This is a genomic window from Shewanella sp. Sh95 (assembly GCF_001308045.1).
In the GTDB taxonomy this organism is placed as follows: Bacteria; Pseudomonadota; Gammaproteobacteria; order Enterobacterales; family Shewanellaceae; genus Shewanella; species Shewanella xiamenensis.
This window is the reverse complement of record NZ_LGYY01000232.1, coordinates 40,502-57,909: the sequence shown is the minus strand read 5'-3', so window position 1 is coordinate 57,909 and position 17,408 is coordinate 40,502. Positions and strand designations below refer to the sequence as shown.

Below are 17,408 nucleotides of genomic sequence, written 5' to 3'. Positions count from 1 at the left end.
CGAGTACCAGTTGGGAGAGGCGCCACCTCAAGTCACAGGACTCACAGTGGACCAGCAGATCATTCTCGACGTGTTAGGCGAACGGTATCGGCAAATTTATTCCTAAATCAGGTGCGGAAAGTCGGTTGCAGGTGTAAACGCACCAGTTTACTCGCGGCTAATTCTTCTTGGATAAGGAAGGATGGGATCCAACAAAAACCAATTCCCTGGTTTAAAATAACTTTCGCCTCATGGAAGTTAGATACTGTCCAGCGCTGCTCGGCTTTGAGCCAGCCGATATCAATGTTAGATTGCACGCCCGTGTCTTTGATCACTAATTGCAGATGCTGTGCCAACAGTTTGTCGTCATCTAAAGTGCCAATGTCGGCTAAGGGATGGCTCGGGTGGCAAACCAGATGCAGCTCTTGTTCACATAGAGGCTCGGATAAATAGCCTTTGGGTGGGATGCCTGCACAAATGGCGATATCGACTTTATTCTGCAAGATCAGCTCCTGCGTCCCAGTGATCACTGAATCAAGCATAATAATGCGAGTACCACGGCTATGGGGCAGAAAGTCACTTAGCGCACATACAAGGCTTTCCATCGGATAGACAATTTCACGGGCAATGGTCAGCGTTGGCTCCCAACCTTGCTCTAGGTTGCTAGCAAGTTGTTCTAATTCATTCACAGATTGAGTGACATGGCGTGAACGTCGCAGTAACACTTCGCCCTGTGGCGTCAGATAGGCTTTACGCCCACGGACTTCGAGTAGCTCAATTCCCAATTGATGTTGCAACTTGGCGACAGCATGGTTGAGAGACGATTGGCTCTTGTTGAGTTTTTCTGCCGCCTGCGCGTAGCCGCCATAATCGACGACGGCCTGTAAAATACGCCATTGCTCAAGGGTGGATTTAGCGCGAGTCATGGAGATCCTAATGTCTAACGACAATTTTCTAAAAAAACGATAGGTTTAGCCCTATAGTGGCGAGTCATGATCGTTTTTTCAATAGTATCGGTGATTTAATTGGAAGACGATAATCGCGGCGATGTGCAGCGGTATGATTATTACTGACGGTAAGATTACGCGTGGATATTGTTTGCTGGTGTGTGCAAATCACCGTTCCCATTGTGTTAAACCGCTAAAAAGCACAATGGCTAGCGTTAGCGTGCGATCCTAAAACAACGATAATCCTCTGGATAAGCGATGCCGCATCAACGGGATCGCCAATAGTAGCGTGTAGTTGCTCACTTAAGGTGAGTGCAGCCTCATTGACTACCAACAGATTAAAAAGCCCAAGTTTATCTTGGCAGTCTTGTGTGGATAAATAGACAAATTTAGCTAATTGCGTTTGCCACAGGGATTGATAATAGCGTGGGCCTTCATTAGCGATTGCATTGAAACTATATGCATAGTCAATTGGTTGTTCCCAATTTGCGCCAAAACTCTTACTAAACTCTGCTTGTAGATCGGGATAGCTTTGCTGTTTTAAAGACTGATAAAAATTAAGCGCCACTTTAGCGCGAAAAACATTAAGTTGTTTGGTATAGGCCTTGGCGAGTATCTCCCTTGGCGCTATATGTTGAATATCATATTTTGGAAAGAGTGTTTCGTGTAATACATTGGCTAGCCAAAGGCTTGGTAACTGATTTGAATCGAGACTCGGGCCTAAGGTATTGTTTAGATAAAAATGGCTTCCCCGTGCAAGTGCTACAACAGCTTGGGCTAACGCATTGCAAAAACGTTCAATATCTTTGTCACTGTTGAGTGTGGGATTAAGCTCGAGTGCCTGTTGACCAAACTGTTGGCCAATTACACTTTGTCTGAGGGTATGTTGACTGGCACTGGCATGCCGACTATTTACGTCAAGATACACTTCACCAAGCAAACGATGTTGGTGGTAAACCCGGATGATTTGTTGCTGCCGTTGAGCCGCGGTTGATGCAATATGCCCATCTATCACTTCAAAACTCAATCCATACTCACCGAGAATAGCAAAAGCATTATCGAGCACTTCGCCAGTGTGTAAGGAAATCTGTTTGGCACTACTTAGCTGCGATAATTTACGGCCGACATCCCAAGGTGCGACTCCAATTGATTCAGTTTGGCTGTCGAGAAACTGTTTTACTAACGCAGGAGAATTGAGTTGCTGTTCAGCTAAGCTGTAACTGGCAAAATCGATAAAGTTTGCGTCATTTGCCATTTGTTGACGCAATTCTGCAATACGATGCAATGCGAGTTGGTTATGCTCGCGGGCACGACCTTGATAGGCCTGCCACAGAATTTGCCGACAGTGGCGATCGGGTTGTTTTAAGAGATAACCGACAATCGTGCCGGAAAATGTTGTATTTGATGTTTCTGTGGCGTTGTCGGTTGCATCAACGGCGACATTTTCTGTGTTGGCAGTAGTAACCTCAGTTGGCAGTTGGCATTGGGTTGCTTGAACCGCTAAATGAAATTGTTGACTGCCTAATCCTTGTCGAATAGTAGCTTGTGCTGTGTGCAGTTTGGCCTTATCAAGGGGAGATTGATGTTGACGTAGTAATGCGACTAATTGTTCACCGAATAAGAGTTGATCTTGGGTGAGATGCTCATCATTGCTATGTTTATCAGCCGCATCAGTGAGCTCATCGACAAGTTGGTTGAATGTTGCTTGGCTCAGCAGGTCGTTTAGGATATCGGCAAGGCGCAACTGACATTGCAGTAGTCCTTGGCGTTCTTCGCCCGAGAGGGATAAACCTCGGTAGTAGTTGAGTCTGTCATTAATGTTATTAAGCCCTATGGTGTGTTGCTCTAATACCAAGGCTTTATCTGAGAGCGTTAAAGTGGGCAAATTATGTGTATTGGCATAGCGGCTAAAGGCGCTAGTCAAGTCAATATTAGGATGACGTAAACACTGTTCCACTAGCAGAGGTACAGGGCTTGGTGCAGCAGAGGCTGCACCAATAGAGGATAATAAACACCAGCCAAACAGGCTAGCCGTAAACAATGTTTTTGGCATAGGCAACGGGGCAGTGACTCTCATGGTATGGGATGACATGGCTTTAACATGCCTAAGTGTATCATGCCTTAATTCAAATCTTGATTCGGCTGATTTTTCACTGCAATAATCGTTGCACGTTTCGGTGCGGGGTAACCCTCGATAGTCTTAGTGATATCGTTAGGGTCAAGATATTCAACCAGTGATTCATTTGGCATCCAATCGGTTCGGCGCTGCTCGGCAAGGGCGGTGACATCGGTATCGACACAACGTATGTCGGTGAAATCACATTTTTTAAGCCAGAGCATCAGTGCCGCAACGGATGGAATAAACCAAACGTTATTCATTTTGCCATACCTATCTTGCGGGACGAGTACGGCGTTTTCATCACCATCAATCACTAACGTCTCTAATACTAATTCTCCCCCCATACGTAACTGATCGCGTAATTGCAACAAGTGATCAATGGGTGAGCGTCTGTGATACAAGACGCCCATGGAGAATACCGTATCGAAGGCATCCAATGGCGGAAGTTCTTCAATACCAAGTGGCAACAGGTGCACAGGGTGATTCTCACCACTCAAGCGTTTAACCGCTTCAAATTGGCATAAAAACAGCGGGGAAGGGTCGATACCCACGACACGCTTAGCGCCGGCCCCTAACATACGCCACATGTGATAGCCGCTACCGCAACCTACATCGAGTACTGTACGGTTTTGCAGGGGCGAAATATGCGGTTTAACCCGATCCCATTTCCAATCGCTGCGCCATTCGGTGTCGATATGAATGCCGTGAATATGGAATGGACCTTTACGCCAAGGCATAAAGAGCCGCAGTAAATTCTCGAGTTTTTCCTTTTCGCCTGGCGTGAGCTGCTCACCCGTGCCTATCGTGACACTATCAACAAAATCGACTTTATCTGGGCTTGGATAGTGCAGTTTATTAAGCACTTTTTCCCATTTCGGGAGGTTGCCGTGTTTGTGTTCTCTTTGCCATTTACCGAGGATTGCTGGCAAGGTTTCAAGCCAATGTTGTAAATTTGAGTCGGCGATTTGTTGATAAAAGGAGCTAAAATTAATCACTTGATGGCCACCATAGAAGCAAAGTTAAAACATTGGAACCATGTACTAAAGTGACTAAACCCTTGGCGAGTTAAGCGCTGTTGATGCGTACTTAAGGTATCTGGTTTCATGACATTTTCCAGCGCACTACGTTTTTGACTGATTTCGAGCTCGCTATAGCCATTGGCTCGTTTAAAGTCGAGATGCAGTTCTTCAAGTACACTTTGAATTGGCGCATCATCAAAGCGAATTTTTTCCGAGAGTACTAAGATCCCTCCTGGATTTAAGCCTTGATAAATCTTGGCAATAAGTGACTCTCTGTCCTCGGGAGGTAAAAATTGTAGCGTAAAGTTGAGCACCACTAAGGAGGCGTTTTCGATGTGAATATCGCGAATATCACCGCAGATCAGCTCAACCTCAGTATCACTGACATAGGCATTGAGGTTTTCTTGGCAGCGCGTCACCATAGACTCACTATTGTCTACGGCAACAATTCGGCAGTCACGGCCTTGGATCTGGCGGCGAATGCTCAATGTTGCAGCACCTAAAGAGCATCCTAAGTCGTAAATCTGGGTATTAGGTTTAACAAAACGATCCGCAAAATCGCCGATAGTATTGATAATTTGTGTGTAACCAGGCACTGAGCGGCGGATCATGTCACTAAAGACACCCGCAACACGGCTATCAAACTGGAAATCGCTAATGTGCTCGCTCGCTTGAGCGTAGATAGTATCTTGGGAAGCGTTCATTTGGGAATGTCTCGAAAATTCAACCCCGCATTTTAACGAATCCCGTTGACTAGCAGCAAGTCTCGGGCTAGTAATTTGCCAGAAATTTCTGTCTAATATGCGATAAATAACAAAGTATTTACATTGTACATCAGGTACTAGGGACCCCAGTTGAAGTTAGTGTTCCAGCTTATTGTGATCCTGTGTTGTGTTTTTTCGAACAACACAGTTAATGCCAGTCAAGGACCGACTGATTCGCTTATCGTGGTGATGGGGGAAGACAGCTTTCCCTATCAATTTGTGGATAACGAGGGCGAAGCCACGGGGTTATTAGTCGATCTTTGGAAGGAGTGGGGTAAACGTACCGATACCTCACTTGTTTTTGTTGCGCGACACTGGAATGAATCCCTCGCACAGTTACAACAGGGAAACGCCCAAGTGCATATTGGCATGGGTAAAACCCCGGAGCGTGAACAACTATTTGATTTTGCCGATCCGATTGCTGATGTTCGCACCTATTTGTATTTACATAAATCCTTGCAGGGCAAAAAAAACATTAAAGAATTGGTGCCTTACCAGATTGGAATTGTGTCCGGTTCTTCCCATGAAGCGGAATTACGCCGTATCGAACCTGCGTTAGTATTTAAATATTATGAAAGCCGTGAAAAGCTACTTGCAGGTGTGGCGGCGGGTGACACAGTGGTGTTTGCTGGGCTCGACGGTTATCTTCGCGACCCTTCCTCTAACCAAACGATCGCAGCAAATTTTCCTCTCAATATACGTATCCCCATCAAAGCGATGCAATTTGTGCCTGCGGTGATGAAGCACAATACCGCCTTACTGAATAAAATTAAGGCGGGCTTTAATGCTCTTGACCCTAAATTTATCCAACAAACTGAGCGTCGCTGGTTGGGTTACCACGGCCAAAAAGCGGGACTGATAGTCGCAATGCAACTGGGAGTTGAACCTTTTGTTGATTTAGGTGTTGATGGTTTACCCCATGGTTTTTATGTAGATCTTTGGCGACTATGGTCGGCTAAAACGGGGATTGATGTCGATTTTATCTCAGGCGATATGAACGGCAGTGTTAACGATGTACGTCAAGGGTTAGCCGATGCTCATATTGGTTATCCCGAGAGTGATGACATGAAAACGGGGTTAACTCGCGCGTGGCAATTGTATACGGTAAAGAGTCGACTGTTTTTGTATCAGCAGCAATTAACTGATTTACATCGCTTAAAAGGTAAACGTATTGGTGTTGTGCCAACGGCGCCATATTTAGTCCAGTTACGCAAAGCTCTGCCGGATGTGTCATTGCGTTACTATGACAGTATGGATGCGATGGTCGCCGGTGCAAGAGCGGGAGAGATTGTTGGGTTTGTTGCAGCGGGAGCATGGACTACCCATTATCTTCTGCAAAACAAAGCATGGGCCGATTTTAATCAATACCCTGAGCTGGAATTTCCTACCGATATCTATGTGTTAACTCGAAGCGATGATCCAGGACTGACTCAACGGATCAGCAATGGATTTCACAGCATTAGCATGCAGGAATTTGCTGATGTTGAACAAAAATGGATGCTTAACCCTAAAGACCGTATTTTTAATCAGGCAGGCTTACGCAGTATCCAACTCTCAAGCAGCGAACAAAACTATCTTTCACAATTGGGTGAACTCAAACTGGGTTATCTTAAGCAGTGGCCGCCCATGGAGTTTAGTGATGAACAAGGGCAATTCGCGGGCATTAATAGTGATATCGTAAATATGTTCGCCCAGCAATTGCATCTTAAGATCCAACCCGTTGCGTTTGATGATTGGCAGTCGCTTATTCGCGCATTGCGAACAGGAGAGATTGCACTGGCGGGCAGTATTGCTAAAACCGCTGAGCGGCAACAGCATGTGGTTTTTAGTGATACCTATTGGCCATCGCCATGGGGGCTAGTATCGCAGCTTGAACAAGTCTCTGTCTTTAATTTGGCACAATTGGCAGGTCAGAGAGTGGCCGTGGTTGAAGGCTATCATCTTGTCGCTCAACTAATGATGCTACAACCTTCGCTGAAGCTCGTATTGGTACCCGATACGCACTCAGGGCTTTTAGCGGTAAATGAAGGTAATGCCGATGTGTTTATTGATAAGGTGGTGACGCTAGCCTCTGAGTTAAAAACAGGCCAGTATCCTTTACTTAAAATGTCACTCTTAAGCGATTTAGCCGACCAGCATAGTCATTTTGGTATAAATCCGCAATTTACCCCATTGGCACCATTAATCAACCGAGTATTAGCGCAGATCGATCAGCAAAAGCAGCAACAAATCTATTCCCATTGGGTGAATTTCGCGATTGCCACTGACGATGGGCAATACTTGCGTTGGATCCGCTATTTATTGCTTGGAGCGTTGAGTTTATCGGTGGTGATGATCGCGGTATTAGTGGTTAATCGTCGTCTAAATCGTGAGATCACGCGCCGTATTGCGGCGGAAAAACGTTTGCAATACGTTGCGAACCATGATGCATTAACCCAGTTACCTAATCGAGGCTTACTCGATGATCGATTATCGCAGGCACTATTAGCCCATCGTCGCGATCAGAGCCATTTTGCGCTGCTGTTTATTGATTTAGATGGATTCAAACAAATCAATGATCAGCATGGACATCCAATAGGTGATGCCTTGCTTCTACGGGTGGCGGGATTACTGACGCAAGCCGTTCGCCATTCTGATACTGTGGCTCGATTTGGCGGCGATGAGTTTGTTATCCTGCTAAATCGTGTGCAAGATCTCGATGCCGCGACCCAAGTTGCTGATAATATTCTGCACTCGCTTTCATCGCCCTTCACTTTTGAAGGCGTAAAGGTAGAAATTGCTGTGAGTATCGGTGTGGTGATTTATCCCCGCGATGGTGATACGGCGATTGAATTATTAAAAAAAGCGGATCAATTAATGTATCAAGCCAAAACGGCGGGTGGGCGTTGCTACCGCGTGGCTTGATGTTTTTTTGTACGTTTATGCATAGATAGTGCGTTCGCCTCTAGTCAAGGGCGTAAAACTGTTTGATACTTCACCGCCTAAAAGTGAAGTACTTTGGTAATCGGCATTATTTGACTATAATGCCGGTTTTATCTCGTTTTGATTATTTCCAAAGCACCGGTTTCCGGATAAAGGATAGAGTTAGATGCGCAGTCATTATTGTGGAGACGTCAATAAGTCTCACGTTGGACAAGAAGTTACCTTGGTAGGTTGGGTTAATCGTAGCCGTGATTTGGGTGGCGTTGTCTTTTTAGATTTAAGAGACAGAGAAGGTCTGGTCCAAGTGGTTTACGATCCAGATTTACCTGAGGTGTTCAATGTGGCTAGCACACTGCGCGCTGAGTTTTGTGTGCAGGTAAAAGGTGTGGTTCGTACCCGTCCTGATAGCCAAGTTAACGCGCAAATGAAAACTGGCGAAATTGAAGTGTTAGGTAAAGCACTGACTATTATCAACAGTTCAGAGCCACTGCCGCTGAGCTTGGATAACTATCAAAACAACAGTGAAGAGCAGCGTTTAAAATATCGCTATTTAGATTTACGTCGCCCAGAAATGGCACAGCGGTTAATGTTCCGCGCTAAAGTGACCAGTGCAGTGCGTCGTTTCCTCGACTCAAACGGCTTCTTAGATATCGAGACGCCTATCCTGACCAAAGCAACGCCAGAAGGTGCCCGTGACTATTTAGTGCCAAGCCGCACTTACAAAGGTCAATTCTTCGCGCTGCCACAATCACCGCAGCTGTTTAAACAGTTGCTGATGATGTCAGGCTTTGATCGTTACTATCAAATCGTAAAATGCTTCCGTGACGAAGACTTACGTGCTGACCGTCAGCCAGAATTTACTCAAATCGATATCGAAACCTCATTTATGACGTCTGAGCAGGTGATGGCTAAGACTGAAGAAATGATGCGTGGTCTGTTCCTTGAGATGCTGAACGTCGATTTAGGCGAATTTCCACGTATGACCTATAACGAAGCCATGCGTCGTTTCGGTTCAGATAAGCCAGATTTACGTAACCCATTAGAACTGGTTGACGTGGCTGACTTACTCAAAGAAGTGGAGTTTGCAGTATTCTCAGGTCCAGCCAATGACGAAGAAGGCCGTGTTGCGGCGCTGCGTATTCCTGGCGGTGCAAGCCTGTCTCGTAAGCAAATCGACGATTACACAAAGTTTGTTGGCATATACGGCGCCAAGGGCTTAGCGTGGATGAAGCTAAACGACCTGACTCAAGGCCTAGAAGGCATTCAATCGCCTGTGCTTAAGTTCTTGAATGAGAGCATTGTTAACGAAATCATAAGCCGCACTGGCGCACAAACTGGCGATATTATTCTGTTTGGTGCTGATCAAGCGACTGTGGTTGCTGAATCGATGGGTGCACTGCGTCTTAAAGCCGGTGAAGACTTTAATCTGCTTGAAGGTCAATGGCGTCCTTTGTGGGTGGTTGACTTCCCGATGTTTGAGAAGATCAACGGCAGCTTCCACGCGGTTCACCATCCGTTTACTGCGCCACGCGGCGTGACACCACAAGAGCTGGAAGCCAATCCGGCTAACCGTGTGTCCGATGCCTACGACATGGTATTAAACGGCTGTGAATTAGGTGGTGGTTCGGTACGTATCCACAACCAAGAGATGCAATCTGCGGTATTCCGCATTCTGGGCATTACCGACGAAGAAGCGAAAGAGAAATTCGGCTTCCTACTCGAAGCGCTGCGCTACGGTACGCCACCACATGCGGGTCTGGCATTCGGTTTAGACCGTATTATCATGCTGATGACGGGCGCAAGCTCCATCCGTGATGTGATGGCATTCCCGAAAACCACCACAGCGGCGTGCCCGTTAACCAATGCGCCAGGTTTTGCTAATCCACAACAATTAGCTGAACTAGGTATTTCCGTGGTGAAAGCCGCGAAGACTGAAGACTAATCTTTAGCGATTATCGAGTACCGAGGCGCAAGCCTCGGTCTATTTTTACCCCGTCATTTCATTTCTTATCAATATCTGCGTTATCGACGTCACTTAATTTGCCGTCATTCACTGTGTAAAGGAACATTGAGTAAAGGCGCCTTATTCGAGGCACCGTCAAGGTTACCTTAGGCTATTGATAAGATGTGCAATGGCTACATGTAGAGGAGAACTCCCATGGCAGGTCATAGTAAGTGGGCCAACATTAAACACCGCAAAGCAGCGCAAGATGCCAAGCGCGGTAAACTCTTTACCAAATTTATCCGTGAACTAACGGTTTCGGCCCGCGAAGGCGGCTCAGATCCCGATTCAAACCCCCGTTTACGTATCGCCATCGATAAGGCGCTGGGTGGCAATATGACCCGCGATACCATTGAGCGCGCGATTAAGCGCGGTGCTGGCGAGCTTGAAGGTCAGCAGCTCGAAACCATTATTTACGAAGGTTACGGCCCAGGCGGCACAGCGGTGATGGTGGAAACCATGACAGATAATCGTAACCGTACCGTCAGCGGCGTACGTAATGCCTTTAGCAAATCGGGCGGTAACTTAGGAACCGATGGTTCGGTTGCCTATTTGTTCACTAAGCGCGGCGTGTTGTCCTATGCGCCGGGCACCGATGAAGATGCCCTAATGGACGCGGCGCTCGAAGCGGGCGCTGAAGATGTGGTGAGTTACGATGATGGCGCGATTGATGTATTTACTGAACCAACCGCGTTTTACGGGGTGAAAGATGCCCTCGATGCCGCAGGGTTTGTCAGTGATAACGCCGAAATCGCGATGATAGCCTCGACCAAAGCCGAGTTAGATGCCGAGACTGCCGAGAAGTTTATGCGCCTTATTGATACCCTTGAAGAGCACGATGATGTGCAAGAGGTGTATCATAATGCGGAAATTTCTGATGAGATTATGGAAAGTTTGGGTTAAGCCAACTTGGGGAGGTACAAGTGTTTGCAAGCTAGATGCTGAGAAGACAACGTGTCTCCTTTGGTTGAATGAACGCGAGCAGGTTTTGAGTGGTTCTTTAATGGTTCTTTAATCAGTCATGATTTGGTTGAGGCGCTGTTAAGGCGCAAATCGACCGATTTACGTAAGGCGCACGCATAAGGAAACAATGGCAATTATTTTAGGTGTAGACCCGGGATCGCGGATCACAGGTTACGGCGTTATCCAATGCCAAGGGCGGCAGCAACTTTATTTAGGCAGTGGCTGCATTCGTACCTCGGGTGATGATCTGCCGTTAAGATTAAAGCAGATCTTTGATGGGATCAGTGAAATTATTCGCCAATATCAACCCGATGAGTTTGCCATTGAACGGGTGTTTCTGGCTAAAAATGCTGACTCAGCCTTGAAATTGGGTCAAGCCCGTGGCGCAGCAATTGTCGCAGCAACCGTGGCGAATTTACCTGTTGCAGAATACAGCGCAACACAGATAAAAAATGCGGTGGTAGGGACGGGACGTGCCAAGAAAGAGCAGGTTCAACATATGATCCAGCAATTGCTAAAGCTCCCAGCCGCACCACAGGCAGACGCCGCGGATGCACTCGGCGTTGCAGTATGTCATTATCACACCAATCAAAGTTTGGTTGCCTTAAGCGGCCGAGCGACAACAAGAACATATGGACGGTACAGATGATAGGTCGTTTACGTGGAGTGTTAATTGAAAAGCAAGCGCCAGAGGTGTTGATTGATGTAAACGGGGTCGGTTACGAATTACAAATGCCGCTGACCAGCTTTTATGAGCTCCCTGAACTCAATCAACCGACCACGGTTTATACCCATTTTGTGGTGCGTGAAGACGCCCAGCTGCTGTATGGTTTTATCACCAAACAAGAGCGTTCACTGTTTCGCTTATTGATTAAGGCTAACGGTGTTGGCCCAAAACTCGCATTAACAATTCTTTCTGGCATGACGGCCAGTGAATTTGTGGGCTGTGTTGAGCGCGATGATATAGTGACACTGGTAAAATTACCCGGTGTTGGTAAAAAGACCGCCGAGCGGTTATTGGTAGAAATGCGCGATAAACTCAAGAGCCTGATGGAGGCGTCAGTGGGCTCCGAGCGTGAGTTTGTGCTGCAGTCTAATTATTCACCTGCACCTATGGTCAACAGTGCTGAAGAGGATGCGATTTCAGCGTTGATCTCCCTCGGCTATAAACCGCCACAGGCGAGCAAAGCGGTTTCAGCAGCCTTTAAAGAAGGCATGGACAGTGAGACCTTAATTAAGGCCGCGTTAAAATCGATGCTCTAACGCATGGTTTTGATTGAGGCAGTTTATTGCGGTGCGCGATTTTTGCAGCCAAGCAGGCTGCAACTGCAGCAAAATAGCAAGTGCCGCATGCCAAGAATGCAATGCGGTAACAGGAATAGGTAAATGATTGAAGCAGATAGACTGATACAGCCACAGCTGCAAGGTCAAGATGATGTTATCGATAGGGCAATGCGCCCTAAATTGCTCGATGAATACACTGGGCAGGATGATACGCGTGCCCAATTAAAAGTGTTTATTCAAGCGGCGAAGAATCGCGAAGAAGCTTTAGATCATATGTTGATCTACGGCCCGCCAGGTTTAGGTAAAACCACCTTGGCGATGATTGTCGCCAATGAAATGGGCGTCAATATAAAATCGACCTCGGGTCCCGTGTTGGAAAAAGCCGGGGATTTAGCGGCGCTGCTGACTAACCTCGAAGCAGGTGATGTACTCTTCATCGATGAAATCCATCGATTAAGTCCTGTGGTTGAGGAGATCCTGTATCCGGCGATGGAAGACTATCAACTGGATATCATGATTGGTGAAGGACCTGCGGCGCGTTCCATTAAGCTCGATTTACCACCTTTTACTTTAGTCGGCGCGACCACGCGGGCGGGGGCCTTAACCTCTCCGCTAAGGGCGCGTTTTGGCATTCCATTGCGACTTGAGTTTTATAATGTCAAAGATTTAAGCACCATTGTGACCCGTTCTGCACAAGTGATGGGATTAGCCATTGATAGTGAGGGCGCGACCGAAATTGCCAAACGTTCGCGCGGTACACCAAGGATTGCCAATCGATTACTCCGGCGGGTGCGTGATTATGCGGAAGTGCAACACGATGGGGCTGTGACTCGACATGTTGCTGAGCTGGCGCTCAATTTACTCGATGTCGATGGCGAAGGCTTTGATTATATGGACCGCAAATTGCTACTCGCGATTATCGATAAGTTTATGGGCGGCCCCGTGGGTCTTGATAACCTTGCGGCAGCAATTGGTGAGGAGCGCGAAACCATTGAAGATGTGCTCGAACCTTTCCTTATTCAACAAGGTTTTATCCAACGCACTCCCCGTGGTAGGATCGCAACGGCCAGAGCGTATTTACACTTTGGAATGATAAAACCAGAGTGATCGCTAAATAGTGTTATCTATTGCTTAATATAAAAGCGACTTAGGTCGCTTTTATATTTTTTGAATAGAAATAGATGAAAGCTGGATTTAATTTAATCCTTATTGTTTTTATTAGCTTTTTACGTAATCTCTGCTAGTAATTTAAGTGCTGCGTTATTTAGTGTTGTTTGATCGTATATCATCTATCTTCTTCGTATTTTCGTTATCTTTATGCATTTTTATTCCTTAACGATTGACCCAATAGCAAATTAGTTCTCAATTTATAAATTGACAACCAATTGTTGCATTTATGTTTGAATCTTCCTGGGTTTGCATAAAAACCACACATTATTCATTTTGTATCTACTAACTCACCAAAACCACTTATGTTTTCTCAATTCTTAGTATTGCAAAGATTGCTAATATGCATATTTTCTCATAATTAATCGATACATTATTCTGTGCGCAAGACGGTTTACCTTTGGTAAAGTGTGATGTGAATCACACTTTTGAAGTGTTTAAATGTTTTTTAAATGTTGCGCCGTTAACAGTTCTTGTGTCTATCTAAAATTGGTTTTATTGGTGTTTTATGCTGAATAAATCTAAAAGAAAGTGCATACGATCTTTTTGAAACAAATAAAAAACAAAGTGACTAAATAAATTAAACATTTTGATTTTTAAAGTTAAAAAAATGAACGTTGACTGAATGAAAGTGAATCCTCAGTATCAAGCGCAACAGTCGTACAGCAATAGTTGTACATACTGTAAGCATAAAAATAATAGTAAGATCTAGGGAGCATTCATTCATGATTAAAAGAACCAAAGTTGCGTCGGCTATCAATTTAGCTGTCGTTAGCTCAATTGCTGCTGGTACCTTCGTGGTATCAAGCGCATTTGCAGCTGAAGAGACTGCAAAAGTCGAGCGTATTGAAGTCACGGGTTCACGTATTCAACGTCAAGATATGGAAACAGCTTCTCCTGTTACCGTTATTGATGCTGCTGCAATCAAAGCCGAAGGCTTTACCTCTGTAGACCAAATGCTACAAGTACAAACCTCAATGGCAGGTGCTGCGGTAGGTTCAACCACTAACAACGGTGCTGACGGTGTTGCCCAAGTTGACTTACGTGGTATGGGCTCGCAACGTACTCTCGTACTATTAAATGGCCGTCGCATGGTGAACTCAGGTTCAGGCGCTAACAGTTCTGTGGATTTAAACTCTATCCCTGTTGCGATGATCGCTCGCGTTGAAATCCTGAAAGACGGTGCTTCAGCGGTATACGGTTCTGATGCGATTGCTGGTGTAGTGAACATCATCACCAAAAAAGATTTTGAAGGTTTCCAATTAGACTTCAACGGTAGCGGCACCGACAAGGGTGACGGCGAAAACGGTGATGTGAGCGCACTGTATGGCTTTAACACCGATGGTGGTAACTATACATTTGGTGCAGCATATGCAGACCGTCGTGGTGTAATCCAAGGTGACCGCGATTGGACTGAGCCAGGTGCAAGTTCTTATATCCCAACAGGCACCTTAGGCGGTAAAGTTCAAGATGCAAATGGCAACTGGGTTGACCGTACTTATGGTTATGATTTTACACAAGATAGTTACTATCAAACTCCAAATGAGCGTCGTAGTTTATTTGCAAACATGACCCAAGAGTTAGGTAATGATGTGGTATTAACTGCTGACGCTATCTACACTAACCGTCGATCTAATCAGCAAATGGCCGCACAACCTGCTGAAGTTTTCTTAGATGTTTGTAAAACGGCAGGTCAAAAGGATTGTTTAACCCTTGATCAAGCAATGATCGCCGGTGGTATCACTGCAAATAAAGATGATCAAGTTAGTTACCGTCGCCGTACTAATGACGTTGGTCCACGTATTTACACTCAAGATACTGATACTTGGCGTTTATCTGGTGGTTTAGCGGGTACTCTAGATGTACATACTGGTATGAACTGGGATGTGACTTACACCTATGGTAAGAACCAAGCTAAAACCGCAGTAGAAAACTCAATCAACGGCTCTGATATGAAAGCTTCAGTGCTGGCAAATCAAGCTGCATGGTTCAGTGGTGCTCCATTAACTCAGCAAATGATTGACGCGATTAGCTACACTGAAGAAGCTAAAGGGGGTAACGAGCAACAAACGCTATCTGCTGGCTTAAACGGTGAGTTATTCGACTTGAGTGCAGGTGCTGTAGGTTTCGCTATCGGTGCTGAGTACCGTCGTGAAAGTGGTTTCTACACGCCAGACGAAGTGGTTATCGCTGGCGAAAGTACTTCAGCTCAGCAAGACCCAACTAACGGTAACTACAACGTAGTATCTTTCTTCCAAGAAGTGAGCGTACCATTTACGGAAAAACTGACAGGTGAATTCGCGCTGCGTTTAGACGATTACTCAACCTTCGGTAAAGCGACTACTTGGAAAGTTGGTTTAACTTACACTGCGACTGATGAATTGATGGTTCGTACTGTGGCTGCTACGGGCTTCCGTGCACCAAGCGTTGCAGAATTGTATGGTGGTAACTCTGGTTCATTTGATTACTTAACGGATCCATGGGGTAATATTAAGGATGCACAGATCCTTGTAAACCGTACTTCAGATCCAAACCTGAAGCCAGAAGAGTCAGAGTCATATACTGCTGGTTTAGTGTACTCTCCTAGCTATATCGACGGTATGTCTGTGACATTAGACTACTGGCGTTTCAAGGTAAGTGATGCAATTGCTCGCGCTAATACTCAAGACGGTTTAGATGCGTGTTTCGCGGGAGATACAGCAGCTTGTGACAAGTTTAATATTGGTGCCGGTGGCGATTTAACCAATCTGTCAAATGCGCTGACAAACGTAGGCTCTCAAGATACAAGCGGTATTGACTTTAACTTAGCCTATAGCTTTGAGTTAATTGGTTTAGATTGGAAAGTAAGCAACGATACAACCTACTTAGTGCAATTCGAGCAGGACGGTGTTGATTACACTGGCACTATTGACGGTAACTTCGGTGCATACTCTCGCGTACGTAACAACTTCAGCATCAGTGCTGGTCAAGACGATTGGAGTGTCATGTACTTCAACCGTTACATTGGTGATATGCGTGATCTTGAAGGTGGTAACAAAGTGGGTGATATCGTTTATCATAACATTTCTGGTACCTATCACGTTAACGACAGCACTGCAGTTAGCTTAGGTGTGAAGAACTTTACCGATGAAAAACCATTGACTGTATCTAACGGTAGTGATGGTGGTACTGTTCCAGAAGTTTACGACACTATCGGCCGTACCATTTACGGCGGTGTGACTGTTAAGTTCTAATTTTAATTTGAACCCACTCTAAAAAGCGCCTTCGGGCGCTTTTTTGTTTTGGTGCAAAAGGTTACAAGCGTTATCTATCGCTGCCAACTTGATCACAATTAAGTAAATACTGATTTTTAATCTTCTTCTTATACTAGAGCCAAACATCTAGGTATGGTAACATAAATGATATTGATTATCGTTTGGTGTTTTGAGATGAGTAGAATACTGTTAGTCGATGATGATCCATTATTCCGAGTGTGGTTAACTGATGTGCTCCGAGCACAAGGACATGAGGTTGAATGTGCCGTTAACGGTGTTGATGGGCTTTCACGCATTTGCTCCTTTGCGCCCGAGATTGTTATGCTCGATCTGGTGATGCCGCAAATGGATGGTTTTGAGCTTTTACAGGCAAGGGATTGTTTGACGCCGATAATGATGTTGTCAGCCCGCGATAATGAAGAAGACAGGATCAGAAGCTATGAACTCGGTGCGGATGACTTCTTAGCTAAACCCTTTAGTATTAAAGAGTTATTGGTACGTTTACAGGCGATTGAGCGACGGTTAGTGCAGCGGCATAAGCCACTAATGGCGATAGATCAAACCGCAGCCATTCAATCGATTAAGTTTGACGAAACCGCCTACAGGATAACCATCGACAAGCATGCCGTGGAGTTAACCCAAACTGAGTTTAGGTTATTTAAGTACCTGTTTGAACGAAAAGGGCAAGTGATCACTAAGCAAGAGCTGCAAAAGTCAGTTTTGCAGAAGGACTTAGGGCGGTTTGATCGTAACTTGGATATGCATATCAGTAATACAAGGCGCAAACTGGCAAATACTCGTTTACCGCGGACATTAATCAATACGGTACGTGGTCAAGGATACAGTTTTTCCGCTTGATGAGTTGTGAAGGGCTAACAAACTAGGCACTGGATGAATTACAGCGTGACTGATGGCTTCTTAGGCAATTTTATTCGCTTTCATTTTCCCCAGATACGGATTTGGTTTATTCTAACGGGCATTATAGTAG

The 17,408-nt window shown here is 45.5% G+C and carries 11 protein-coding genes and 1 pseudogene; 8 read left to right on the top strand and 4 right to left on the bottom strand.

The genetic code is table 11. The features are described from left to right. Positions 1-128 precede the first annotated feature (128 nt). The 4 genes and pseudogenes from AEA42_RS17000 to cmoA form a co-directional block, all read right to left on the bottom strand. A pseudogene (locus AEA42_RS17000) lies at positions 129-905 on the bottom strand (LysR family transcriptional regulator); the annotation flags it as partial. Between the two features lie 214 nt (positions 906-1,119). Next, a complete protein-coding gene (locus AEA42_RS16995) occupies positions 1,120-3,018 on the bottom strand; it encodes a M3 family metallopeptidase (protein ID WP_231640414.1) in 1,899 nt (632 codons plus the stop codon). Positions 3,019-3,047: 29 nt separating this feature from the next. Continuing rightward, on the bottom strand, positions 3,048-4,040 hold the full coding sequence (cmoB, locus tag AEA42_RS16990) for a tRNA 5-methoxyuridine(34)/uridine 5-oxyacetic acid(34) synthase CmoB (RefSeq protein WP_047539995.1): 993 nt from the start codon (positions 4,038-4,040) through the stop codon (positions 3,048-3,050). Beyond that, positions 4,037-4,768: a carboxy-S-adenosyl-L-methionine synthase CmoA gene (gene cmoA, locus AEA42_RS16985; RefSeq protein WP_037418836.1), complete on the bottom strand. Its 732-nt coding sequence runs from the start codon at positions 4,766-4,768 to the stop codon at positions 4,037-4,039. The genes cmoB and cmoA overlap by 4 nt, the downstream gene beginning before the upstream one ends. 150 nt (positions 4,769-4,918) lie before the next feature. Here cmoA and AEA42_RS16980 point away from each other — a divergent pair, with 150 nt between their 5' ends. The 8 genes from AEA42_RS16980 (at position 4,919) to AEA42_RS16945 (ending at position 17,278) form a co-directional block, all read left to right on the top strand. Next, positions 4,919-7,732 carry a transporter substrate-binding domain-containing protein gene (locus AEA42_RS16980; protein ID WP_055648361.1) on the top strand — a complete coding sequence of 938 codons (2,814 nt, stop codon included), beginning with the start codon at positions 4,919-4,921 and terminating at the stop codon, positions 7,730-7,732. 184 nt (positions 7,733-7,916) lie between these two features. After that, positions 7,917-9,692, top strand: coding sequence for an aspartate--tRNA ligase (aspS, locus tag AEA42_RS16975; protein ID WP_055648360.1), 1,776 nt, complete (start codon positions 7,917-7,919; stop codon positions 9,690-9,692). A 216-nt stretch (positions 9,693-9,908) separates the two neighbouring features. Continuing rightward, positions 9,909-10,655 (top strand): YebC/PmpR family DNA-binding transcriptional regulator, encoded by a 747-nt coding sequence (locus tag AEA42_RS16970; RefSeq protein WP_055648359.1) that lies wholly within the window; start codon positions 9,909-9,911, stop codon positions 10,653-10,655. A 187-nt stretch (positions 10,656-10,842) separates the two neighbouring features. Then, positions 10,843-11,364, top strand: coding sequence for a crossover junction endodeoxyribonuclease RuvC (gene ruvC, locus AEA42_RS16965; protein WP_037418845.1), 522 nt, complete (start codon positions 10,843-10,845; stop codon positions 11,362-11,364). After that, positions 11,361-11,978 carry a Holliday junction branch migration protein RuvA gene (gene ruvA / locus AEA42_RS16960; protein WP_037418847.1) on the top strand — a complete coding sequence of 206 codons (618 nt, stop codon included), beginning with the start codon at positions 11,361-11,363 and terminating at the stop codon, positions 11,976-11,978. The genes ruvC and ruvA overlap by 4 nt, the downstream gene beginning before the upstream one ends. 123 nt (positions 11,979-12,101) lie before the next feature. Further along, on the top strand, positions 12,102-13,106 hold the full coding sequence (ruvB, locus tag AEA42_RS16955) for a Holliday junction branch migration DNA helicase RuvB (protein ID WP_055648358.1): 1,005 nt from the start codon (positions 12,102-12,104) through the stop codon (positions 13,104-13,106). 785 nt (positions 13,107-13,891) lie between these two features. Then, positions 13,892-16,399: a TonB-dependent receptor gene (locus AEA42_RS16950; protein ID WP_055648357.1), complete on the top strand. Its 2,508-nt coding sequence runs from the start codon at positions 13,892-13,894 to the stop codon at positions 16,397-16,399. 195 nt (positions 16,400-16,594) lie between these two features. After that, positions 16,595-17,278 carry a response regulator transcription factor gene (locus AEA42_RS16945; protein WP_055648363.1) on the top strand — a complete coding sequence of 228 codons (684 nt, stop codon included), beginning with the start codon at positions 16,595-16,597 and terminating at the stop codon, positions 17,276-17,278. Positions 17,279-17,408 lie beyond the last annotated feature (130 nt).